Here is a 22,409-nt window from a genome sequence, read left to right as displayed (position 1 = left end):
TGCGCTGGACGCGGGGTGGAGCAGCCCGGTAGCTCGTCAGGCTCATAACCTGAAGGCCGCAGGTTCAAATCCTGCCCCCGCAACCAAATCAAAAAGCCCGCATGGAGAAATCCCGCGGGCTTTTGTCCGTTCTAAGGCATTGCGACAAAAACCCAGATGGTCGAAGGCCGAAAGGCGCCAGAGCAGGCAACGGCCAAAGAACCGAGCACCCCGCTAAGCCTGAGGGGGGAGGGCACCCCAACGCGGTGGGAGAGCGTCCCTTCAATTCTCAACGGGAGGGAGCTTCGTTTTCGGCAGGCCCGATCGAGCCGCGCAAATAGCGGGTCGCGCTCGATATGCGCTTGATACTTGCTTGAGCGAAAAACAGGCCTGGCGGGTCGGGGCAGCTCGCGGGCTCGTGGCCTGACGCCGCCCGATCGGGCGGCGCTGTCGTTCATGCCGGTGATCCCGGTCAATCGTCGACGACGGACCACTTGTCGTCGGGATCGAAGCGGTCGATGAAGGGAACGATCGCTTCCGTGCTCGGCCCGAGGTCGCGCTCGTAGACGATGCCCTGCTGGTTGACGACAAAGGTCTTCACCCCCGTCTCCGCATAGGTGACCGGCCAGGCGATCAGCGCAAAGCCGCCGATCATGTTGCCGTTGATCACATAGTCGTAGCGGCCGCCGGCGATGTTGTCGCCCTGCGAAGTCAGGATGCGGAAGCGGTAGCCGAAATAGCCTTCGCCGGCTTTTGCCTTTTCCAGGGCCGCCTCGTTGATCGAGTCTCCGACGGGGCTTTCACCGTCGCCCTGATCGGCAGGCCAATAGAGCCCGTCGGTCTGGCCGGGCGTGCTGATCAGCTTCTGGGCATATTCGAGGACGCCATCGGAATCGCGATCCTCGGATGCGTATTCCTTCTGGGCATCGACATAGGCTTCGACGGTGTCGATCGCCTGCAGTTCGTTCTCGCCGACGTGGCGGTTGACGATTTCTTCTAGGCCGACATAGGTATCGAAGGCCCATTTGCCGTCTTCGCCCTTGGTGAGCGGGAACGGCAGCGGCCAGAGCCGGTCGCCGATCTGAAGGATCTTGCGGCCCTCCAGATCCCGAACGACGACATTACGGGCCGCGCCTTCGCGAATGAGGGCAAAGGTGTCCTTGACGCCCTCGCTGTCTTTCAGCTTCTCGGCATTCAGCCCCAGCAGTTTCGCCAGGCCATCGAAGTCATTTGCGGCCAGTTTCGCCTTGAATTCCGCGACGGCTTTGTCCGGATCGTCGAAGGCCGGCGGGTCTTCCGCGGCGGCATAGGCATCCAGCCCACCCACCATCTGGTCCGCCGGCGGCTGATCAGCCGCCGGTCGATCCCCTGCAGGCTGATCGCCTGCAGCTTGATCGCCTGCGGGTTTGTCGGCCGGCGGCTTGTCCTGCGAATAGGCGGAGCCGATCGGGGTTGCTGCCAGAACCAGCGCCATCGCTGATCCCAGGAGAAGGGAATTGAAGAGCTTTGTCATGGTCTCGTTCTCCTGTGATCCGGTCAACGCCTGCGGCCGCCGCCGCCCCGTCCGCCGCCACCGCGGTGCATTTGCGGCCTGCCGCCGCCGCGGCTCATCTGCGGGCGTCCACCGCCACGCTGGCCACCGCCCAAGCTCTGGCCGCCGCGGCGTGACGAGGCCACCTCGCGCCGTCCGGAATTGACGTTGCCAAGACCCGACGGCCTTTGCCGGTTCTGCGCCTTGGCGGCCATCTTCTTCTTTCCGGAGGGACGGTTGACCTGCGAGGGCTTGTTGCCACCGGCACGGTTGATGTTCTGCCGCCCATCGCCGGGCCGCGCCTTGGCGATCGCCTGACCGCCACCGCCGCCGCCTGGGCGTGCGGCAGGTCTTTGCTGCGCCTTCAGGCCGTCGAGCGTGCTCTTGCGCACATCCCTGATCTGGCCGGCGCCGCCGCCGCCGGGCCGCGCGTTCGGCCGGTCGTGATTCATCTCGGCGGCGCGGTTGCGCAGGTTGTTGTTGCCGTTCGCCTTGATGTTGTTCTTGATGCTGTTTCGGTCGAAATGCTGAAGCTGGTCGCGATTGAAGTTGATCTTGCTGCGATCGACGTTCTTCCAGTCGACGTCGTTCCACTTCACCTTGCCGTTGATGTTGTTGAAGCAGTTGTTGCAGTCGATGTCCATGTCGCCGCCGTTCCAGCGGCCGCCCCAGACACCCCAATCATCCCAGTCGACGATCGCGGCGAAGGCCGCACCCGTTACCGCGCCGGCGAAGAAGGCCGCTCCGGGATACCAATAAGCGGGATAGGGCTCGTCATAGTAGCCGATCGGCGCCGGCGCATAGTTCGGCTCGTAGAGCATCTCCGGCGGATATTGTGGCACGTAGATCGTTTCCGGGTTGGCCGCCTGGATGACGACGTTGTCGCCCTCCTGGACCACCTTCACCTTGTCGTCGGACTTGATGATGTTCTTGGCGACCGCCTCGTCACGCAATTGCTGGATGGCGATCAGCACATCCTTTTGCTGGTTGGCGATGGCGTCGCCGAAGGACTGTGTCCATTCGAGATCTTCGCTCATCATCTTGACGATCTGCGGATAGTTCAGCAGCGAAATGACGCTGCCGTCCCAGTCCTCCTTCGGCTTCATGTCGGGCTTCTTCTGACGGGCCTCAAGGAAGCGTTCGGCCTCGACGATCTGCAGCGGATAGAGTGCCGCTGCAGAAATGAGTGCCACCAATTCGTCCGGATAAAGCGCGATGCGCGCCACCAGAACCTCGAGCTCGTCATCGCTGAGTGGCTCGGGTGCCGTCTGTTGTTCCTGAGCAGCCGGCGCGGCCGCCGTCTGCTGGGCAAGAACCGCCGTGACGGGTGTTGTTATCAAAACCGCTATTGCGCTGCCGAGCGCGATGATCGTCTTTTTGATCATCTATCCAGCCTCCCTCGTGTATTGGGCGGTGGCGCGGGCGCTTGTACTGGCGCGCGGGACAGCCCCCTGTCGACGCTTCTTGTCTTGCAATTTCAAGCTGATCGGGCCGCGATTGCTGACCACGGTCGTCATCAGTCACTGGAATCTCTAGAGGAGGCCGGCGGATCGGGAAGCCCGGCAGGCGTATTCTACTGTATGTTACTGCCCCACGGTTGCCGTAAGCGTGCCATCCACGTGACGGTAGAACCCTTGCAGTGCGCCGGGGAGCACAAGGCTGCGGGCGTCGGCGGTTTCGCGTGGAGGGGATGGGGCTAGCATGGACGAGGATCCTTCCCGATCGAATGTGATCCGCAACGGAACGAACGGGTCGCCTTCCATCGAGGCGAAGATCACGGACATTGCGAGAATCGGCATCGTCGGGCTTCTGGCCTATTGGTCCCTGACGCTGATCGCGCCCTTCGCGATCATTCTGATATGGGCGGCAATCCTCGCTGTGGCGCTCTTTCCAGCCTATGCCCGACTTGGGCGCCTGCTCGGTTCGCGGCGCCTGGCGTCATTCCTGATCACGATGATATGCCTTGCCGTCATCGTCGCGCCACTGACTGCGATCGCCGTCAGTTTTGCCGAGGGGCTGCAGGCGCTGCTCGCCCGGCTTGCCGACGGTTCGCTGATCGTACCGGTCCCGCCGGAATACATCCGCACGTGGCCCGTCGTCGGCGAGCGCATTCATGCGGCCTGGAGCATGGCGTCGGGCAATATCGAAGCACTGCTGAGCAAGATCGAACCGGCGCTGATGCAGGCCGGGACCAAGGTTCTCGGCAAGGTCGCGAGCGTCGGCGCCGAGGTCTTGAGTTTCGTGGTCTCGGTGTTGATCGCAGGTTTCCTTTTCGGTTCGGCGGAGCGGCTGGCGGAAATGGCGCAGCGCTTTGCCGGCAGGATCGGCGGTCAGCGCGGCATCGGTTTCCTCAAGCTTTCGACCGCGACGATCCGTAACGTGGCGCGCGGCGTCATCGGCGTCGCGCTGCTACAGGCCTTTCTGTGCGGGCTGGTGCTCAGCCTGTTCGACGTGCCGGCGCCCGGCGCAATCGCCTTCGTCGTGCTCGTGCTCTGCATCATCCAGATCGGCCCGGCGCTGATGCTGCTGCCCGTCATGATCTGGGCCTGGTTCACCATGGATTTCGGTCCGGCGCTGTTGCTGACAATCCTGTTGATCCCGCTCTTCGTGATCGACAACGTGATGAAGCCGATCCTGGTGGCACGCGGGCTGTCGACGCCGACGCTGGTGATCCTGATCGGGGTGCTTGGCGGCACGCTGTCCTATGGCCTGATCGGTCTCTTCCTCGGGCCGATCGTGCTGAGTGTCGCGCATGACCTGCTGATGGTCTGGGCGCGCTCGGATGCAGCGCCTGAGAAGGCGGCTGAACCCGCCGTTCGCGACGGCGAGCTTGAACCCGGCAATATCTGATCAGCGTATGGCGCTCGCGGTCCCTGCCTGTTGATACTCCGCCTCGGGTACGGAGACGCCGGCAGCGCGAAGGCCGTCGAACAGGCGGTGCTGATCCTCAGGCCGGTGCAATTGAGCGGCAATCGTCTGCCTGAGGTCACCGAGGAAAGCCGGTGCGTGGGCCTCGAACCACTTTCGCTCCTCACGTGCCTGGTCCGTCTTGCCGAGCTTGCCGAGAACAGCAAGCAGGAGCAGCCGGTCGGTCGGGCTGGCGTGCGGATTGGCAAGCCGCGCCCAGCGCTCGGCGGTGACATAGTCGCCCGCGAAGTAGGCGCAGCTTGCCAGCGCCCCCTCGAAAACGCCCGTCTGGCCGAGATTGCGTTCCGTCGTGTCCGACAGAAGCTTGCAGCCTGCATCCCATTGTCCCGACTGCGCGAGCCGGAGGCCGTATGCGCGGGCAAGCTCGCTGTCGTTGGGATTGATGGCAAGCGCACGGGCGCCGACGGCAAGGGCGGCATCGACCTCGCCGCGAGCGAAGAGGACGAGCATCTGCGCTTCGAGGGCGCGAACGTCGAGGGGGGCGAGATCGACGGCGCGCGCCGCCGCTTCGCCAGCCTGTTCCAGCAATCCCGGTGAGGCCGAGGGGGCGGCGCGGTTGCGCAGGGCATCGACATAGCTCATCGACAGAAGCGCCCAGGCGGTCGCATAGGTCGGGAATTTCCGGGTCACGCGCTGCAGGCAGTCTTCGGCGGAGCGGCGGGATTGCGGATCGACGTCGCCGCGATGGTCATAGTAGGTGAGGGTGCAGGCATAGGCCTGCCAACCTTCAGGAACCGAGTGCCTGAGTTCGGCCGCGCTTGCCTGAAAGACGGCGCCGTAGGGCTCTGCCACCGCGCTCGATACCGCCGCCGCGGTCCTTGCCTGCTGATCGATGACGTCGCCGGACTGCAGTCGTTCGTCGTAGGTGTTTGCCCAGACGATCGCCCCGTCGGATCGCTGGACAAGCCTCACGACCAGCCGCAACCGTTCGCCCTCGAGCCTTACGCGTCCCTCGAGCGCATAGGCGTGATCGTCCGGTGTCTGCAGTCGGTCGTTGCCGGTAACCGGCACGATCTCCTTGAACCTGGCAAGGTAGCTGACGACTTCGTCCGTCAGTCCCTGCGCCATCATCGCCGATTGCCGGGTTCCCGAGAGATCCTCGAAAGGCGTGACGATCACCTTCGGGATATTGGGCCGATTGGTCGCGGTGCTTTCGTCACCGGAAAGCAGCAAGCCGGCCGATAGGCCGGCGATCCCACACACAAGCGCCGCAGCGCCAAGCAGGACGCGGCGGCGCTCATGCCAGCCGACCGGCACTGCTTCGGACGGTGGTGTTTCGCTTTCCATGATGGGTGCCGGCTGTTTTTCGGCCCGCCTTTCGAAGGTCGGGACATAAGCGCCCTTCGGCATGCGGATCACGATCGGGTCGCTGCGTCCGGCGACGAGGTAATAGCGTTCGAGCGCCCGTCGAATGCGGCCCGCCTCGATACGAACGGCGGGATCGGTCTGCGGGTCGAAGGAGGAATCCCGGCCGAAAACCTCAGTGGCAATGGAATAGGCCTTGATGCGGTCGCCACGCCCGGCGAGCGTTTCCCCAATGACGTAGGCCAGGAATTTACGGTCACGGTCCGGAGCGTCGAATTCGGCGCTCAGGCGAATGCGCTCAAGCTGTGCCAGAACTTCCGCGCGGCTGGGCGGAGATATGGTCGGTTCGACGCCGACGTCCTGCTGGTCCCCGATGGCCATCACGCGCCTCCATGGGCACAATGTGAGATTGTATCCGGCGGCAGTGTATTCTCCCGTATCCTACGCACCGGTTCGGTCGGAGCGCAACATTTATTCGCGCACCGAGCTTCACGTTCCCTGCCGAGGCTGCGGGGGGCGTGCGCTGGCGATGCCGAGGGGATGGGGCGCCGGCTACGCCACTCCTCGCCGAGGTCATGACCGGCGCCGGACGGAAAGGCGGCAGCCAGCATTCCCGGTCCGCCGATGCCGGCTTGCCGTACGTTGATCGCCGATCGTGGCAAATGAAGCCGAAGAGGCTTCTAGGTTCGGACGCCGTTTCGAAGTGGGATGCGTGGTTTGTCGGTGGGCGTGCGGAACGTGTCCGCAGGCGCCGGGCGTCCGACGTGGAAACCCTGCACGTGGTCGATCCGGAAGCGGCGCATCAGGGCCAGTTGCTCGTCGGTCTCCACGCCCTCGATCAGGATCTTGTGGCCGCGGTTGCGCACGAGCCCGATGATGTCCTGCAGCATCGCGCGGCCCTTCGGGGTGGCGCAATCGTGCAGGAACGACCGGTCAACCTTCACCGTGTCGAAATCGATCAGGCGCAGCCAGGAGAGGCCGGCGAAACCGGTCCCGAAATCGTCCAGCCAGATGCGGATGCCGAGCGTCTCCAGGTCGCTGATGCAGCGCAGGATGCCCGAATGCATCTCCATCTCGAGCCCTTCAGTGATCTCGAAGGCGAGGCGGCTGCCGGCAACCCCGGTCTCGCCGAGGATCGCTGCGACCGAGGTCGCAAAGCCCGGCGTCTTCAGCTGGATCGGCGAAACGTTGACGCTGACGAGCGGGATGTGGTTGTCGACCAGAAGCTCGCGGCAGACGGTCTTTATCGCCCAGCGGCCGAGATCGAGAATGGCGCCGGTCCGTTCGGCAACCGGGATGAAGAGGCTCGGCGGCACCGACGTGCCGTCCAGCATGGTCAGGCGCATCAGGGCCTCGACCGCATCGACCTCGCCGGTCGTCACGTTCGTGATCGGCTGGTAGACGAGGGATACCAGGTTCTGGTCGACGGCGATCTTCAGCAGCGCTGCGATGTTCTCGCTCTCGTCGCTGCTCTGCGGATCATTCGGGTCGAACAGCTTCGAGCAGTTTCGCCCACTTGCCTTTGCAGCGTAAAGCGCGCGGTCGGCCTCGTGGATGATCTTTTCGAGCTTGGCTCCGGTGTGGTTGCGGGTGAAGGCGGCGCCGACGCTGACGGTGACGATGGACACGCCGTCGCGGCGCTGCTCGTGGATCAGCCCCATGTTCTCAACCGTGCGGCAGATGACCTCCGCAAGCTCGGCCGCCTCCTCGCGCGTATCCAGGCGGGCAAGGACGATGAACTCCTCGCCGCCGTAGCGGCCGATCGAGCCGTGATAGTCCCTGATCGCCTCGCCGAGCGCATTGGCCACGAGAATGAGGCAGCGGTCGCCCTCCTGGTGGCCGTAGCAGTCGTTGTATTTCTTGAAGAAATCGACATCGATCAGCATGGCGGTGAAGTTCTTGCCGAGTTTCTGCCAATCGTTCCAGTATTCGCGCAGCTGCTGGTCGATGGCGCGGCGGTTGTCGAGACCGGTCAGCGGATCGGTGTTGGACAGCCGCAGAAGCGCCATGCCGCGCTCGGAAGCCTCGTTCTGCTGGATCTTCGCCTCGAAGGCGTTGAGGAAAACCTTGTAGCGCTCGCGGTTGAGCTTCCAGTTCACATAGGAGGTGAAGACGAAGCAGGAGACATAGAACGTCCCGAAGGCGATCAGGTAGGCCGGATCGTGTTCGGAGAAGAACGACAGCGCGATGAAAAATGTCACCAGTACGATGCTGGAGGCGACCACCGAGAGGCGGAACCGTAGGCTGAAGAAGAGGTTGGCGCCCATCATGAAGATGGCGCCGAAGATCATGTAGTAGGACATACTGTTCGTATCGGCCGTCATCATCGCCGGGACGAGCCAGCCGATGTAGCCGAAGACGAGGGCGGCGGCGCAGGTGGCGTCGAGCCACTTGGTCTGGGCCTTCAGTCGAAACAGGATCTCGAAGGTCAGCAGCGAGCCGATGCCGACAAAGAGGCGCGAGACGATCGTGTAGAAGGCGACGTCGGGGACGAGCAGAATGTCCGGGATGAAGAAAAGCAGGTAGACGACGACGGCAACCCACAGCCCTTGCCGGGTCGAGGCGCGCCGACCAGCCTCGCCCTCCATGCGATAGAGGGTCTGAAGCTCAGCCAGGTGCGGCCTGTGCGGCTGCTTGTGTAGGTCGATGTCAACTACGTCGGCCAACGTGTGCTTCATGCACTGATCCATCGAGTTGCGTCACGGTCAACGGAAATCTGTCGTCGCTTTTCCATCAATGGACGTTGTTTCGGACACTCCCTGCGTGTTCACCGCGACCCATCTGCAACAAGGGCGGGAAACGCTGCGAGGCATGATAGGAGGTGTCCATTAAGTTTTGTTAAATTAATGGGTCAGGGCATCTGCGAATCGGTATCACCCAAAGGGGTGAGCTCCGAGTATTTACCTTATTATATACAAAAACTTGCATTCCGAGCCGTTATGCGCGCATCTTCGCGACTATTGTTAACAAAGCTTTAACGGATGGTCTCGCGTGCGCCAATTTCAGACTGTTTTCGACGGTCAGAGCCTCATTACTCCCAAGGCAATGGCTGATGAGTTCGTTTCGCCCCGCGGCGAACGACATGACGAACAGCTCTCGACCGCCAAGGCCGAGCTCGCATTGATTCTCAGGGTCGCTCAGGAACAATTCATTCAAGGGACGGATGCGTCGAAAATTATCGACCGGCTCGCTGCCTCCCTCCACCAGACCCGTGCCAAATACCACCCGAGCGTGTGGCAGGAGCTAATCCCAATTGCCCAGGATCACCCGGTTTCGGAGTACTTCCTGCAGGATCCGTTCACCCGGTGGTCGTTCGACAAGCCCAGGGGCTATTCGGGTGACGCGCAGTTGCTCGACTTCATCTACGGCCATGCGAGCGTTGCCGGCGAAATCGAGCGGGCGTCTCCGGTCGGTCGGGCGCTCTATGACTACACGAAGGACGCTTCGTCCTCGGTGGCGGTGCGCGAGCGCCGCGATATCCTCACGCGCCACGTCGACGAGATCGCGGCGAGCCGGGGTTCCGAGGCGGAGATCCTGACGATTGCCGCCGGTCATCTGCGGGAAGCCAACCGTTCGAAGGCTCTCGAGGAAGGCCGGATCAAGCGCTGGGTGGCGCTCGATCAGGATCCTCTCAGTGTCGGATCGATCAGCCGCGATTTCTCCGGCACGGCGATCGAAGCGGTCGACGGGTCCGTTCGCAGCCTGCTCGGTCGCGACCAGAAGCTCGGCACGTTCGACTTCATCTATGCGGCCGGTCTCTACGACTATCTGGCCGACAAGGTGGCCATCAAGCTGACGCATCGCTGCCTGCAGATGCTGAAGCCGAACGGCGTCTTCCTGTTCGCCAACTTCGCCCAGGACATCGGCGTCGACGGTTACATGGAGAGCTTCATGAACTGGGCCTTGCTGCTGCGTTCCGAAGCGGACATGTGGAACATCATCCACAAGAGTGCCGGGAAGTCCGCGATCGATGCGCGCGTCTTCTTCGGTGCCAACCGCAACATCGTCTACGGCGTCATCCAGAAGCATTCCTGAGATAACTTCGACGAACGGCCTCGGCTTTAAGCCGAGGCCGGCCGGAAACAAGAGACCGCGGCGTGCCGAAGGGCTGCCGCGGTCTCGCATTTTTCCCGCGCTCAGTCTTGTGCGCGCAGAAAACGGCTCAGCAGGCGGCGTAGCAACACGCTTTCCTCCTTCGGCTTGAAGCCGGGATCGACCGCGACCCTGCTGAAGATGCCGTCGATGATCGCGGCAATCCAGCGGGCCGCGCCCTCGGCGTCGAGGGTCCTGTCGATCTGGTTTCGGCTGGCGGCCTTGCGCAGGAGCGCCACGAGCGCCGACTGGAGTTCCGCGTCGTTCGTCGTTGCGAGCGTCCCGATGCGCTCGTCACGCATCGCCTCGGCGGCGATTTCGAGTGCGAGGCTCGAATAGGCAGGATCGCCCGCCAGTTCGAGAACGCTGTCCATGAAGCCCAGCAATGCGGCGAAGAGATCCTCCTCTTCACCCAGCTTTCGGAAAATCTCCGCCGTTTCTTGACGTTCTTCTTCCACGATCGCCGCGATAATGGTGTGCTTGGTCGGAAAATAATGGAAAAGATTTCCCGGGCTCATGCCTGCCTCGGCGCAGATCTCGGCCGTCGACGTGCCGTGAAAACCCTTGCGCGAAAAGCAGGCGATTGCCGCATCGAGAATCAGCCGACGCCTGGCCGCATGTTTTTCGGGGTCGATCTTGCGCATCGCCGGTCTCCTTGCATGCCGTTCAATTATTAGATCAGGCGCTCTAATTTCGGTGGGCAGCCGATCGGTGTCAAGGCCGGGCGCTTGCACGATCTCCGCCATCTTCCCGCAATGCTCGTATGTGATCTGCCTTACAATTGTCGCGTTTGATGAATTCTATTGTTAGATTGAATGGTCTAATAAATTATCGACGCCCTTTGCCCGACCCGGGATCCGGTACCGCAGGCGCATCGCGCCGCCGGCCCCGCCAATGGAAAGCCAATGAAATGAGACGTACAGTTGAGTTGAACGTCGCTCTCGCAGCGTTGCTCGTGATTGCGGCGGCTGCTGGTCCGGCGCGCGCCTCGGGAGAGGCCGCAGCCTCCGTTCCCGCCCCGTCTGCCACCCGCACGGTCACGACGCTCGTTGCCGATAGCCGCCCGCAGCAATGGACACGCTCCTTTGCCGGCATCTTCGTCGCCCGCGAGGAGATTGCCGTCGGCACCACTCTGACCGACCAGCGCATTGCCAGTGTCGAGGTCGAGATCGGCGATCGGGTCGCTGCAGGCCAGGTGCTCGCCCGGCTGGAAACCGACATGCTGGAGAACCTTTTGCGCGAGGCCAAGGGCCGGGTCGCGCGCGCCGGCGCCGCGATGGCGCGGGAAGAAGAGACGGTTACGCAGGAACAGAGGAAACTCGCCCGCGCCCGGCAGTTGAGCCACCTTCAGGCCGCCACCACTCTCGAAGAGCGCGTCTCGGCGCTCGCCCTTGCCGAGCAGGCCGTCCAGGTGGCGCGAGCCGATTACGACCAGGCGGAAGCGCTCGAGGCCGAGGCGCGCCGGAAGCTCGATCGAGCCGTGATCGTGGCGCCTGCCGACGGGATCGTGTCGGAGCGGCTGGCGCGCGCCGGCGCGCTTGCGGGCTCGGAGCCGCTGCTCAAGCTCATTCGCGGCGGCGAAATCGAGTTTGCCGCCGAAGTGCCGGAAACCGAGCTGCCGTTGCTGGCGGTCGGCCAGACGGTCAAGGTCAAGCTTTCGGGGCGCAACGACTGGATCGAGGGGCACGTGCGGGTAATCAACCCGAAGATCGACCGCGAGACCCGGCTCGGAACCGCCCAGGTCACGCTGTCGACCGAGCGCCCGCCTTTCGCGGGCACGTTCGGCCGGGCGGAGATCGTCGTGGCCGAACGCAAGGCGATTATGGTCGACGATTCCGCCCTGCTGTTCGGCGCGCCGGACGGCGCCGTCTCGGTCTTCGTCGTCGATCGCGGCCAGGTCGTGCGCAAGCCGGTCAAGGCGGGCATGCGCCAGGGTGGCAAGGTGGAGATCACCTCGGGCCTTTCGACCGGCGAACGGGTCGTCCTTAAATCCGGGGCGTCGCTGCGCGAAGGCGAAGCGGTCGCAACGAAAGACGTCCAGCCGACGCAAACGGGCGACCAGCAATGACGAGCAACATTTCTGCCTGGGCGATCCGAAAGCCCGTTCCGACGATCGTTCTCTTCGTCGTGCTGACGTTGATCGGGATCGCCTCGTTTCTGCGGCTGCCGGTCAACGCCAATCCGAGCGTATCCTTCCCGATCGTGACGGTGACGATCACGCAGCCGAGCGCGCAGCCCGGTGAAATGGAAACGCAGGTGACGCGTCGCGTCGAAGGGGTCGCCTCCGGCCTCGTCGGGGTCAGTCACATCCGCTCGACCATTACCGACGGCGTCTCCACGACCACGGTCGAATTCAAGATCGGCACCGATCCGGACCGGGCGGCAAACGACGTGCGCGAGGCCGTGGCGCAGATCCGCGCCGACCTGCCGCAATCCATTCAGGAGCCGATCGTCTCGCGTCTCGACGTCGACGGCAGCGCCATCGTCTATTACGCCGTGCGGGCGCCGCACATGTCGGAAGTGGAGCTGTCCTGGTTCGTCGATGACACGATCACCAGCGAATTGCTGACGCTGCCCGGCGTGCAGAAGGTGCAGCGCCTCGGCGGTGTCAGCCGCGAGGTGCGGGTTTCGCTCAATCCCGAGCGGTTGCTGGCGCTTGGCGTGACGGCCGACCAGGTGAACACGGCACTCCGCGAAATCAACATCAACATCCCGAGCGGCCGCGGAGAAATCGGCGGGCGCGAGCAGTCGATCCGCACCGTCGGCAGTGCCGGCTCGGTGGACGAACTCCGGCAGCTTTCGATCCCGCTTGCAGGCGGCCGCTGGCTGCAGCTCTCCGACATTGCGACGATCGAGGACACCTCGTCCGAGCCGCGCAGCTTTGCCCATTTCGATGGCGAGCCGATCGTCAGCTTCTCGGTTTCGCGCAGCAAGGGCGCGAGCGACACGGTCGTTGCCGAGCGCGTCATCGAGCGGCTGAAGGAGATCCAGGCGCGCACCCCCGGCGTCGAGATGACCGAGCTGATCTCGCTCGTCGAGTATACGCAGGAAAGCTACGATGCGGCCGTCACGGCGCTGATCGAAGGCGCGCTTTTGACCATCGTCGTCGTCTTCGTGTTCCTGCGCAACTGGCGGGCGACGCTGATCTCGGCGCTTGCCATGCCGCTCTCGATCCTGCCGACCTTTGCGGTGATGGACCTGCTCGGCTTCACGCTCAACGGCATCAGCCTTCTCGCCCTGACGCTGGTCATCGGCATTCTCGTCGACGACGCGATCGTCGAGATCGAGAACATCGAGCGGCATGTCGACATGGGCAAGCGCCCGTTCATCGCCGCGATCGACGCGGCCGACGCGATCGGCCTTGCGATCGTCGCAACGACGCTGACGATCGTCGCTGTCTTTGCGCCGGTCAGCTTCATCGGTGGCGCGGTCGGGCAGTATTTCAAGCAGTTCGGCCTGACCGTCGCGATCGCCGTTCTGTTCTCGCTGCTGGTCGCACGCCTGCTGACGCCGCTGATGGCGGCTTATCTGCTGCGGCCGAAGCCCGGTCACGGCCATGCCGCCAAGCCGTCGCGCATCGCCGACGCCTATCGCAGCATGCTCGGCTGGACCCTCGATCACCGCAAGACCGCGCTCTCGATGGTCGCTTTGATCTTCGCCGGCTCGATCGCGCTTCTGACCATGCTGCCGACGGGTTTCATGCCGACGAGCGACAGCAACGTCTCGCAGCTCAAGATCACCCTGCCGCCAGGTACGCGGCTCCAGGAAACGGCGCGCATTTCCGACGATCTGGTGGCCAAGCTCAAGGAGCGCAAGGAAGTCGAGAACGTCCTGGCGACGACCGACAGTCTCAACGAGGTATCGCTGCGCATCAAGCTCAAGCCGCGCAAGGAGCGTGAACTCGACCGCAAGTCCTTCGAGCTGTCGCTGCGGCCCTTGCTGGCGGAGACCCCCGACATCCAGGCGACGTTCTCCTCGACCGAGGGCGCGAAGGACCTCTCCATCTACCTGACGGGCGACGACCCGGAAACGTTGATGGCGTCGGTGCGGCGCCTGGAAAACGAGATGCGTGCGCTCCCGGGTCTGGTCAGCGTGCGGTCGACCGAGCCGTTGCTTTCGCCCGAGCTTCTGGTCAAGCCGCGCTTCGACGAGGCGGCAAGGCTCGGCGTGTCTGTGACGTCGATCGGCACCGTGGCACGCATCGCGACGATGGGCGACAGCGAGAGCAACTCCGCGCGGTTCAACCTCGGTAACCGCCAGGTTCCGATCCGGGTGATGCTCGACCGATCGGCCCGCGGCGATTTCGACACGTTGCGCAATCTGCGGGTGGGCACGAATGCGGGTGCCCTGGTGCCGTTGACTTCGGTCGCCGACGTCTCCTTCGGCGCCGAGGAAAGCAGCGTCGAGCGTCTCGATCGCAAGCGGCTGATCTCCGTCGAAGCCAACCTCAACGGCATGACGCTCGGCACGGCCTTCGAGGCGATTTCGGCCTTGCCGGCCATGAAGGAGCTGCCGGCGGGCGTGTCGCAGGCGAATTACGGCGACGCGGAATATATGTCGGAGATGTTCCGCAACTTCGCCCTGGCGTTGCTTGCCGGCATCCTGATGGTCGTGGCGGTTCTGATCCTGCTCTTCAAGGATTTCCTGCAGCCGGTGACCATCCTCGTGGCTCTGCCGTTGTCGATCGGCGGCGCCGCGCTGGCCCTGATCCTGTTCGGCGCGGCACTCGACCTTTCGTCGATGATCGGCATCCTGATGCTGATGGGTATCGTCTGCAAGAACTCGATCCTGCTGGTCGACTATGCGATCGAGTGCCGCAACGAAGGTGCGGACCGGCGTACGGCGCTGCTGACGGCGGGCGTCACCCGCGCGCGGCCGATCATCATGACGACGATCGCCATGGTGGCGGGCATGGTTCCGGCCGTCATCGGCGTCGGCGCCGGTGCGGCCTTCCGCGCGCCGATGGCGGTTGCAGTGATCGGCGGCCTGATCACCTCGACGATGCTGAGCCTCGTCTTCGTGCCGGTGATGTTCACCGTGATGGACGACATCAACACCAAGATGGGCCGCTGGCTGAAGCGCTTCTCCTCGGTGACGGACGAGGACCATGCGGCGGATGCGGCCCGGATCGGCAAGGAGGGCGCATCCGGCGCAGCGGGGTAGCGCACCCCCTCATGTCCGGCATGATCATCGTCGAAGCGCGCTGCATGGATCTCCGTGCAGCGCGCTTCGCGCATTCGGGCCTAGCGGTCGTTTCGGGTTTCTAGTCGAAATAGTTGACGAGGCGCGTGTCGCCGACGGCGTGGACGCGGCAGTCGACATCGAAGATCGCCTGCAGCCGTGACGGCACGATCATGTCCTGCGGCGGTCCCTCGAAGGCGAGGCGGCCGCCCTGCATGGCGACGATGCGGTCGGAATAGGCGGAGGCGAAATTGATGTCGTGCAGCACGACGACCACCGTCTTGGCGAAATCGTCGGCGAGGCGCCGCAACAGCTTCATCGTCTCGACCGCATGCTTGATGTCGAGATTGTTCAGAGGCTCGTCGAACAGCATGTAGTCGGTGTCCTGGCACAGCACCATGGCGATGAAGGCGCGCTGGCGCTGGCCGCCCGAGAGTTCGTCGAGAAAGCGGTTCTGGTAGGGTTCGAGCCCGAGATAGGCGATCGAGCGATCGATGTGTTCCGCATCGGCTGCCGTCACCCGTCCCTTGGAATAGGGGTAGCGTCCGAAGCCGACGAGGTCGCGCACGCTGAGACGCGCGGTGATGTGGTTGTCCTGGCGCATGATCGACAGCCGTCGGGCAAGCACGTCGCCGGCGGCGCGGCTGACGTCGAGGCCATCGACCAGGACCTTGCCCGTATCCATCGGCATCAGCCGGCTGACGATCGACAAAAGCGTCGACTTGCCGGCGCCGTTGGGGCCGATGATCGAGGTCAGGCCGCCCGTGGGCAGGGTCAGCGACACCCGGTCGACGACCGCGGTGCCGCCATAGGATTTGGTTACCTCTTGGATCTCGATCATCGCGCGGAGCCTCGGACGAGCAGGAAGATGAAGACTAGGCCACCGAAGAATTCGATGACGATGCTGAGCGCCGTGTTGAAGGAAAACAGCCGCTCCAGGACGACCTGGCCGCCGACGAGCGTCGCGATCGCGATAAAGACGGCGACAGGCAGCACGAAGCGGTGGCTGGCGGTGGGCGTCAGCTGCCAGGCGAGACTTGCGACGAGCAGGCCGAAAAAGGTCACCGGCCCGACGAGCGCGGTGGAGACCGACACCAGAACGGCGATCAGCATCAGGAGAAGCGTCACGACACGCTGATGGTCGACGCCGAGCCCGATCGCCGCCTCGCGCCCGAGCGAGAGCACATCGAAGGTGGGCGACAGCCGCCACAGGACGAAGGTCACGCCGAGGGTGGCTGCAGCGGCAATGCCGAGCAGGCTGGCATCGATGCTGTTGAAGCTTGCAAACAGCCGGTCCTGCAGGACGATGAAATCGTTGGGGTCGAGAACGCGCTGCAGGAAGGAGGAGAGGCTGCGGAACAGGCCGCCGAGAATGACGCCGACCAGCATCAGGAGATGCAGGCTGCGGCTGCCGCCGGAAAAGAGGGCGCGGAACAGGAGCAGCGAAAGGCCGACCATCACGGTCGTTTCGAGCGTGAACTGCATCTGCGGGTTGATGCTTGCCGCGCCGGCGGCACCGAGGAAGAACACCATGACTGTCTGCAGCAGCGTGTACATGGCGTCGAAGCCGATGATCGACGGCGTCAGGACACGGTTGCCGGAAATCGTCTGGAACAGCACCGTCGAGACGGCGATCGCGTAGGCGACCAGCACCATGCCGAGCAGCTTCGTGCCGCGGAAGGAGAGGATGAAGCTCCAGCTTCCCTTGGCGCCGATGGTCATGAAGGCGATCATCGATAGCAGCGCAAGCGCAGCGGATGCAACAAGGACGGTCGACGGAGAGATCCGCTTGGCATCAGCCTGCATGGGACCGCCTCGATAGCAGGAGATGAAGGAAGACGAGGCTGCCGATCACGCCCATGACCGTGCCGACGGGGACCTCATAGGGCGCAATCACCATCCGCCCGACGATATCGCAGGCGAGCACCAGCCCGGCGCCGGCAATGGCGATCACCGGCAATGTACGCCTCAGGTTGTCGCCGAGGATCAGGCTGACGATGTTGGGAACGACGAGGCCGAGGAACGGGATCATGCCGACGGTCGCAACCACCGTTGCCGTGACCATGGAAACGATGGCAAGCCCGAGGGTGACCACCTTGTCGTAGTCGAGCCCGACATTGCGCGCGATCGCCTCGCCCATGCCGATGACGGTGAAGCGCGCGGCGGTGGCGTAGGCGACAAGCGTCAGCGCGAAGCCGATCCACAGCAGCTCGTAGCGTCCACGCAGCACGACCGAGAAATCGCCGGACATCCAGGCGCCCATCGACTGCATCAGGTCGTAGCGATAGGCGATGAAGGTGGTGATGGCGTTGACGACGCCGCCGAGCATCAGACCGATCAGCGGCACCATCAGTGCCGAGCGCAGCGGAACGCGCCGCAGGATCTGCAGGAACAGGGCGGTTCCGGCAAGCGCGGTCAGGGCGGCAAACGCCATCTTGCCGGCGACCGGAAGGTTCGGCGCAATCAGCATGGCCAAAAGCATTCCGAGTGCGGCGGATTCGGCAGTGCCGGCGGTCGACGGCTCGACGAAGCGGTTGCGCGCCAGCATCTGCATGATCGTGCCGGATACGGCGAGGCCGGCGCCTGCGAGCATCAGCGCCAGCGTGCGCGGCAGGCGGCTCTCGACCACCAGAAGCCAGCCGCGGCCGTCGTCGCTGGCCGCAAGACTGCCGACACCGGTAAAGACGCTGACGGCGGCAAGCAGCAGGACGACCGGGATGGCAAACAGGACCGCCCTCATGGTTCCGTCACGCTCCAGCTGCATTTCGTGGTGACCACCGCTCTCGTATCCCGTGGCTGCATTCTTTCTATCGACCGCCGCAACGGAACTCCTGAGGTTGTAGCCGCCAGGAGCGCTCGATCGAAGGCACGCCTTAGTCTTATATATGATCGGCTTCGTCAAGTTTTGTGAGGTGAGAATGACGCGCACTGCGCGCATTGCCCTCCCCGCAAAATCGCGCTAGGGAGGAGGAGAAAACATGAGGTAAATAGTCATGAATATATCCCCCTTCTCTAATGGTCTGCGCAGCCTGCTCGTTGCGGCCGTGATGACGGCTGGCGGCGCATCGTTGGCGCTCGCCGAAACACTGAAGATCGAGCACAGCAGCGGCGTCAGCGAGGTGGAGAAAAACCCGAAGACGGTGCTGGTCTATGATTTCGGCATGCTGGAAACACTGGACATGCTCGGTATTCCCGTCGCTGGCGTTCCCGGGTCGGCCGTCCCGCCGTCGCTCGAAAAATACAAGGCCGATAGCTATGCGAAGATCGGCACGTTGTTTGAGCCCGACTTCGAAGCCATCAACGCGGCAGAGCCCAACCTCGTCATCGTCGGCGGGCGGTCGCAGGCGAAATACGCCGAAGTCGCCAAACTGGCACCGACGATCGACCTGACCTCGGACGACAAGGATCTGATCGGCAGCGTCAAGAAGAATGCAGAGATCCTCGGCGAGATCTTCGGCAAAGAAGCCGAGATCAAGGCAAGCATCGCCAAGCTCGATTCCTCGATCGAGGCGCTGCGTGGGCTTGCTGGCGAAAGTGGAACGGGTCTCATCTTGCTAACGACCGGCGGAAAGATCAGCGCCTATGGCAAGGGATCGCGTTTCGGCGCGTTGCACGACGTCTTCGGGATCAAGCCGGCCGATCCCGAACTGCAGGTCGCGACCCACGGCCAGGCGGTTTCCTACGAATATATTCTCGAAACCAACCCCGACTGGATCTTCGTCGTCGATCGCGATGCGGCCATCGGCCAGCAGGCGCAGCCGGCAGCGGCTCTGCTCGACAACGAGATCGTCCGGCAGACGAAAGCCTGGAAGGACGGACATGTCGTCTATCTCGACTCCGCCAAGCTTTACCTCACGGCATCGGGCCTGAAGTCGCAGCAGGACATTGTCGATCAGTTGACGCAGGCGCTGAGCAAGAAGTGATTGCAACAACGACGCCGCATTGCGGCGTCGTTGTTTACCACCCGATTGCTGCGTTGCGTGCAGGCGTGTTTCGCTTTCGCGGTCGCCTGTCACAACTAGCCCATAGGGGAACTCTTTTCGTCGCCGGGCGGATTTCGGGACAAAGGGAAGCCAACACCAAATACCCTTAACTCTTACGGTATTTATCCGGTGTTGGCTCCTTTTGGAGGGATACATAATATCTTGATTTAGAGATTTTCGCTTTTTTGCTAAATTTATTTTAGTTTTTACTTTTTTATATAATGTCCGCCCGGATTGGGCCCGAGCTATATGTTGACTTGCTTTACGCTTACTCGATGGAACGCGGACGCAACTCACCGAAAGGCAGGGTTTCTTATTGGCTGCAAGCGCTTGGTGACGCTCGGCCGGACCCGTTTGATCTTCCGGAACGAAAGTCCAATTTGACTCCAAACGGCGCGACGCGGAAGATACCAATTCTAGTTAGTGGTTTGTAATTACTGACACTTTCCCGTCTAACCATCGGCGGCAAACCCTTGGCGCAGCGATGAAATCCCAAGCTTTTTCAGAGGCATCCATCCAGCGGTGACCCGGCACTCTAGGCCGTTTGCGCCAGGATGCGGGCGATCGCCGGTAGTAAAGGAAGGGTGTCCTAGTCCGGACTAAGTATTCCTGCGTATTTCGGAGCGGAAGAGGGGATTAAGAACGGCCGTGCGGGCCTGCTTAACTAATCCTATTATCGCGTCTCACCGGCCGCGCCTTGGCAGAAATGCATAGGACATCGGCTCTTGCGGAGGTATCCTAGAGGCTTGTTTTTGAGGGCGTTCCGCGCCTTGGTAAACAGAACGCTTACAATATAACCCAAAGATGGTTCGATTTATAACGATTTAAGTGCCCTTCCGGCGCTTCTCTAATCCTTTTGGGCTGTTTCGTTGCGGAGATCTTTACGTTACATTAGCTATCGCGAATTTTATCGCGCAGGAAAAAACGTGACGCATAAGTGGTTCCGAATAAATTTTTTGAAAGTGGGGCGTGCCGACGGCCAGACCGGGGCACCCATAAAAATAAATGGAAAAATCCTAGGAGGGCGTAATGTATCCTGGAAGCTCCAAAGTGGGTGATTTTGAAGATAACAACAAGGCTTTGTCACAAAAGAAAAAAATCGTAATGCTCGCCAAGATCGATCTGTTCGCCGAATGCCTGATGCAGGCCGTCGGGTCCAGGTTTCAAGGGCACGATATCGTCAGCTTCTCCGATCCCGACAATCTGCTCGACGGCAATCTCGTCGATGTCACGCTGATCATGCTGTACCGGATGCCTCCCAAGTCCTTTCCGGCTATCTTGCGGACCATTCACGAGTTCCACCCGCGGGCGTCGATCGGCCTGGTGGTGGAGAATGCCGAGGAACTCGATCCTTCGATTGCGGGCTTCGTCGAAGAGCGCCTCATCCATGGCGTCCTGCCGTTGAACCTCAATCTCGACGTCTGCCTTGCCGCCATCGATTTACTGATGAAGGGCGGCGAACATTTCCCGGCGGCTTTGCTGCGGCGGCTTTCTCCCGAGCCTTTCGCGGCAAACAGCCTTTACGGCCGGCGCGGGGAAGCCCCGGGCCAGACGGCCGTCTCGGGGACAGGGCGGCGCAAGCGCGATGCCGGCCCGGACGGTCTGACGACGCGTGAGGTCCAGATCCTCGATCTGATCTGCAAGGGCACGCAGAACAAGATCATCGCGGACCGGCTCGGGCTGTCGGAAAACACCGTCAAGGTTCACGTCCGCAACATCTACAAGAAGATGAACGTTCGCAACCGTACGGAAGCTGCGTCTCGCTACTTCACCAACGATGCGGCGACGGAGCGCAACGGCGACGTCATCCTGTCGCGTTGGAAGAACTAGGCGCGACGCAAGGCGGGCGTTTGTCCGCTTGAGGGTCTGGGTGTCATCGAAGACATGCCAGGTTCCCTTCGGCCCCAGGTGAACTCTCCTGGGGCTGCTCTCAAAATCAAATGCTGCGTTGGAACCTGCCCGGCGAATGGCCGGGCGGTCCGGCTGCCGCATGTCTCCGCGACAGGTATGTGAAACCCCGAAGATCAAACCGTAATTTATCCTAGAACATACCGGTAAATATTTCGTTACTTTTGACCTGGATTGGCCGAAAAGTAATCAAATATGATTATGTCAATAGTAGTTTGTTGTAATTTTGGATTATTTACTGGAAATAAATTCCATACATATTGACTGAACGCCTCGTATTTGATAATTAGCTAATATTGAAATTGAAAAACTGAAAAATATTGATTGCCATTGAATAGTTTATTTTTTGTCGGGTTGTGCGTGTCATTGTAATAAAGAGAATATTTTTATTATCTATTGCGCTCGCATCCCGTCTCCAAATCACCAACGAAAATGGTGAGCTTAATAATTGGAGGTGCGCATGCGAAAGGTCGTCACGGGACCGCTGTCCGTGGTCGGACAGCGGGAGTTTCTTAAGAAGATCGCAGGAATACCGAAGAGAATACTAGTAACGGGTGGAAGCGGTTTTCTTGGATCTCATATTTGCGAAAGACTTCTTTCCCTGGGGCATACGGTCATCTGTCTTGACAACTTTTCGACCGGCCGGCGCGAAAATCTCTCTCATCTGGCGCAGGACCCCCATCTCCACATCATCGATCACGACGTTCGAAAGCCTTACCTGATCGATGCGGATGTCATCTTCAACTTTGCCTCTCCAGCATCCCCTCCGGACTATCAGGCCGACCCGGTCGGAACCCTGATGACGAACGTTCTCGGCGCGCTGCACGCGCTCGAAAACGCCAAGGCCACCGGCGCCACGGTTATCCAGTCCTCGACGTCGGAAGTCTATGGTGATCCGCTGACCAGTCCGCAGCGGGAAACCTATTTCGGCAACGTCAACACGATCGGTCCGCGGGCCTGCTATGACGAAGGCAAACGGTCGGCCGAGACGCTGTTCTTCGATTACCACCGGACCCACGGCGTGAAGATCAAGGTCGCGCGTATCTTCAACACCTATGGTCCGCGCATGCGCCCCGACGACGGGCGGGTAATATCCAACTTTGTCGTCCAGGCTCTCCGGGGCAACGATCTGACGATCTATGGCGACGGCTACCAGACCCGGTCCTTCTGCTATGTCGACGACCTGATCGACGGCTTCCTCCGCCTTTCGGTCTCGGCCGACCCGTGCACAGGGCCGATCAATCTCGGCAATCCCGGTGAGTTCACGGTTCTCGAGCTCGCGCAGATGGTGATTTCGATGACGGGCTCGCGCTCGCGCATCGTGCATCTGGCGGCAGCCACCGACGATCCCCGCCAGCGGCGGCCCGATATCACGCAGGCGCGTGGCGAGCTCGCATGGGAACCGAAAGTGATGCTGCGCGAAGGCCTCGAGCGCACGATCGCCCATTTCGACGAGCGCCTCAGTGCGGCCGACCGCGCAGTGGCCGGAGAGGCGGTATGAC

The 22,409-nt window shown here is 62.2% G+C and carries 15 protein-coding genes and 1 tRNA gene; 8 read left to right on the top strand and 8 right to left on the bottom strand.

From position 1 onward, the window contains the following. The first annotated feature begins 9 nt into the window (after positions 1 to 9). Positions 10 to 86 (top strand) — tRNA-Met (locus tag OKW20_RS27135). A 365-nt stretch (positions 87 to 451) separates the two neighbouring features. Here OKW20_RS27135 and OKW20_RS27130 read toward each other — a convergent pair. Further along, on the bottom strand, positions 452 to 1,492 hold the full coding sequence (locus OKW20_RS27130) for a DUF2950 domain-containing protein (protein WP_043612787.1): 1,041 nt from the start codon (positions 1,490 to 1,492) through the stop codon (positions 452 to 454). Positions 1,493 to 1,515: 23 nt separating this feature from the next. Next, the gene (locus OKW20_RS27125; RefSeq protein ID WP_429177112.1) at positions 1,516 to 2,895 is read right to left on the bottom strand and encodes a DUF3300 domain-containing protein; all 1,380 of its coding nucleotides are present in this window, start codon (positions 2,893 to 2,895) and stop codon (positions 1,516 to 1,518) included. A gap of 316 nt (positions 2,896 to 3,211) precedes the next feature. On the opposite strand from OKW20_RS27125, the gene OKW20_RS27120 reads away from it, so the two are divergent. Continuing rightward, positions 3,212 to 4,360, top strand: coding sequence for an AI-2E family transporter (locus tag OKW20_RS27120; protein ID WP_429177109.1), 1,149 nt, complete (start codon positions 3,212 to 3,214; stop codon positions 4,358 to 4,360). On the opposite strand, the gene OKW20_RS27115 is transcribed toward OKW20_RS27120, so the two are convergent. Both OKW20_RS27115 and OKW20_RS27110 read right to left on the bottom strand, forming a co-directional pair. After that, positions 4,361 to 6,124, bottom strand: coding sequence for a hypothetical protein (locus tag OKW20_RS27115; RefSeq protein WP_429177107.1), 1,764 nt, complete (start codon positions 6,122 to 6,124; stop codon positions 4,361 to 4,363). It lies immediately after the preceding gene. A 299-nt stretch (positions 6,125 to 6,423) separates the two neighbouring features. Beyond that, positions 6,424 to 8,421: a putative bifunctional diguanylate cyclase/phosphodiesterase gene (locus OKW20_RS27110; protein ID WP_429177105.1), complete on the bottom strand. Its 1,998-nt coding sequence runs from the start codon at positions 8,419 to 8,421 to the stop codon at positions 6,424 to 6,426. 313 nt (positions 8,422 to 8,734) lie between these two features. Between OKW20_RS27110 and OKW20_RS27105 the strand changes: the two genes are divergently transcribed. Next, positions 8,735 to 9,778, top strand: coding sequence for a class I SAM-dependent methyltransferase (locus OKW20_RS27105; RefSeq protein WP_043612776.1), 1,044 nt, complete (start codon positions 8,735 to 8,737; stop codon positions 9,776 to 9,778). A 101-nt stretch (positions 9,779 to 9,879) separates the two neighbouring features. Here OKW20_RS27105 and OKW20_RS27100 read toward each other — a convergent pair whose 3' ends face one another. Next, positions 9,880 to 10,581, bottom strand: a complete 702-nt coding sequence (locus OKW20_RS27100) for a TetR/AcrR family transcriptional regulator (RefSeq protein ID WP_429177102.1) — start codon at positions 10,579 to 10,581, stop codon at positions 9,880 to 9,882. 164 nt (positions 10,582 to 10,745) lie between these two features. On the opposite strand from OKW20_RS27100, the gene OKW20_RS27095 reads away from it, so the two are divergent. Then, the gene (locus OKW20_RS27095) at positions 10,746 to 11,903 is read left to right on the top strand and encodes an efflux RND transporter periplasmic adaptor subunit (RefSeq protein WP_429177100.1); all 1,158 of its coding nucleotides are present in this window, start codon (positions 10,746 to 10,748) and stop codon (positions 11,901 to 11,903) included. After that, complete coding sequence (locus OKW20_RS27090; protein ID WP_429177097.1) at positions 11,900 to 14,998, top strand: efflux RND transporter permease subunit; 3,099 nt, start codon at positions 11,900 to 11,902, stop codon at positions 14,996 to 14,998. Before OKW20_RS27095 ends, OKW20_RS27090 begins: the two co-directional genes overlap by 4 nt. Positions 14,999 to 15,098: 100 nt before the next feature. On the opposite strand, the gene OKW20_RS27085 is transcribed toward OKW20_RS27090, so the two are convergent. Genes OKW20_RS27085 through OKW20_RS27075 form a run of 3 tightly spaced genes read right to left on the bottom strand, consistent with a single transcriptional unit; the run spans position 15,099 to position 17,756 of the window. After that, a complete protein-coding gene (locus OKW20_RS27085) occupies positions 15,099 to 15,857 on the bottom strand; it encodes an ABC transporter ATP-binding protein (protein WP_429177095.1) in 759 nt (252 codons plus the stop codon). Continuing rightward, positions 15,854 to 16,822 (bottom strand): iron chelate uptake ABC transporter family permease subunit, encoded by a 969-nt coding sequence (locus OKW20_RS27080; RefSeq protein ID WP_429177092.1) that lies wholly within the window; start codon positions 16,820 to 16,822, stop codon positions 15,854 to 15,856. Before OKW20_RS27080 ends, OKW20_RS27085 begins: the two co-directional genes overlap by 4 nt. Further along, positions 16,812 to 17,756 carry an ABC transporter permease gene (locus OKW20_RS27075; protein WP_429177089.1) on the bottom strand — a complete coding sequence of 315 codons (945 nt, stop codon included), beginning with the start codon at positions 17,754 to 17,756 and terminating at the stop codon, positions 16,812 to 16,814. Before OKW20_RS27075 ends, OKW20_RS27080 begins: the two co-directional genes overlap by 11 nt. A gap of 253 nt (positions 17,757 to 18,009) precedes the next feature. Here OKW20_RS27075 and OKW20_RS27070 point away from each other — a divergent pair, with 253 nt between their 5' ends. From OKW20_RS27070 to OKW20_RS27060, 3 genes are all read left to right on the top strand, one after another. After that, positions 18,010 to 18,939, top strand: a complete 930-nt coding sequence (locus OKW20_RS27070) for a siderophore ABC transporter substrate-binding protein (protein WP_429177086.1) — start codon at positions 18,010 to 18,012, stop codon at positions 18,937 to 18,939. A 1,089-nt stretch (positions 18,940 to 20,028) separates the two neighbouring features. After that, the gene (locus OKW20_RS27065) at positions 20,029 to 20,829 is read left to right on the top strand and encodes a helix-turn-helix transcriptional regulator (protein ID WP_052201835.1); all 801 of its coding nucleotides are present in this window, start codon (positions 20,029 to 20,031) and stop codon (positions 20,827 to 20,829) included. Positions 20,830 to 21,367: 538 nt separating this feature from the next. Next, positions 21,368 to 22,408 carry a UDP-glucuronic acid decarboxylase family protein gene (locus OKW20_RS27060; protein ID WP_429114797.1) on the top strand — a complete coding sequence of 347 codons (1,041 nt, stop codon included), beginning with the start codon at positions 21,368 to 21,370 and terminating at the stop codon, positions 22,406 to 22,408. The last annotated feature ends 1 nt before the right edge of the window (position 22,409 follow it).

The sequence above is a fragment of the Ensifer sp. LBL genome (assembly GCF_050435225.1).
GTDB lineage: Bacteria > Pseudomonadota > Alphaproteobacteria > Rhizobiales > Rhizobiaceae > Ensifer.
The sequence above is the reverse complement of the archived record's forward strand: the minus strand, read 5'-3'. Positions and strand labels throughout refer to the sequence as shown.

Bases quoted from the DNA above. Each gene is read 5' to 3' on its own strand.
- OKW20_RS27115 (WP_429177107.1), bottom strand. From the start codon at position 6,124: ATGGCCATCGGGGACCAGCAGGACGTCGGCGTCGAACCGACCATATCT.
- OKW20_RS27120 (WP_429177109.1), top strand. From the start codon at position 3,212: ATGGACGAGGATCCTTCCCGATCGAATGTGATCCGCAACGGAACGAAC.
- OKW20_RS27065 (WP_052201835.1), top strand. From the start codon at position 20,029: ATGTATCCTGGAAGCTCCAAAGTGGGTGATTTTGAAGATAACAACAAG.
- OKW20_RS27110 (WP_429177105.1), bottom strand. From the start codon at position 8,421: ATGAAGCACACGTTGGCCGACGTAGTTGACATCGACCTACACAAGCAG.
- OKW20_RS27080 (WP_429177092.1), bottom strand. From the start codon at position 16,822: ATGCAGGCTGATGCCAAGCGGATCTCTCCGTCGACCGTCCTTGTTGCA.
- OKW20_RS27075 (WP_429177089.1), bottom strand. From the start codon at position 17,756: ATGAGGGCGGTCCTGTTTGCCATCCCGGTCGTCCTGCTGCTTGCCGCC.
- OKW20_RS27125 (WP_429177112.1), bottom strand. From the start codon at position 2,895: ATGATCAAAAAGACGATCATCGCGCTCGGCAGCGCAATAGCGGTTTTG.
- OKW20_RS27070 (WP_429177086.1), top strand. From the start codon at position 18,010: ATGAATATATCCCCCTTCTCTAATGGTCTGCGCAGCCTGCTCGTTGCG.
- OKW20_RS27130 (WP_043612787.1), bottom strand. From the start codon at position 1,492: ATGACAAAGCTCTTCAATTCCCTTCTCCTGGGATCAGCGATGGCGCTG.
- OKW20_RS27060 (WP_429114797.1), top strand. From the start codon at position 21,368: ATGCGAAAGGTCGTCACGGGACCGCTGTCCGTGGTCGGACAGCGGGAG.
- OKW20_RS27095 (WP_429177100.1), top strand. From the start codon at position 10,746: ATGAGACGTACAGTTGAGTTGAACGTCGCTCTCGCAGCGTTGCTCGTG.
- OKW20_RS27090 (WP_429177097.1), top strand. From the start codon at position 11,900: ATGACGAGCAACATTTCTGCCTGGGCGATCCGAAAGCCCGTTCCGACG.
- OKW20_RS27085 (WP_429177095.1), bottom strand. From the start codon at position 15,857: ATGATCGAGATCCAAGAGGTAACCAAATCCTATGGCGGCACCGCGGTC.
- OKW20_RS27100 (WP_429177102.1), bottom strand. From the start codon at position 10,581: ATGGCGGAGATCGTGCAAGCGCCCGGCCTTGACACCGATCGGCTGCCC.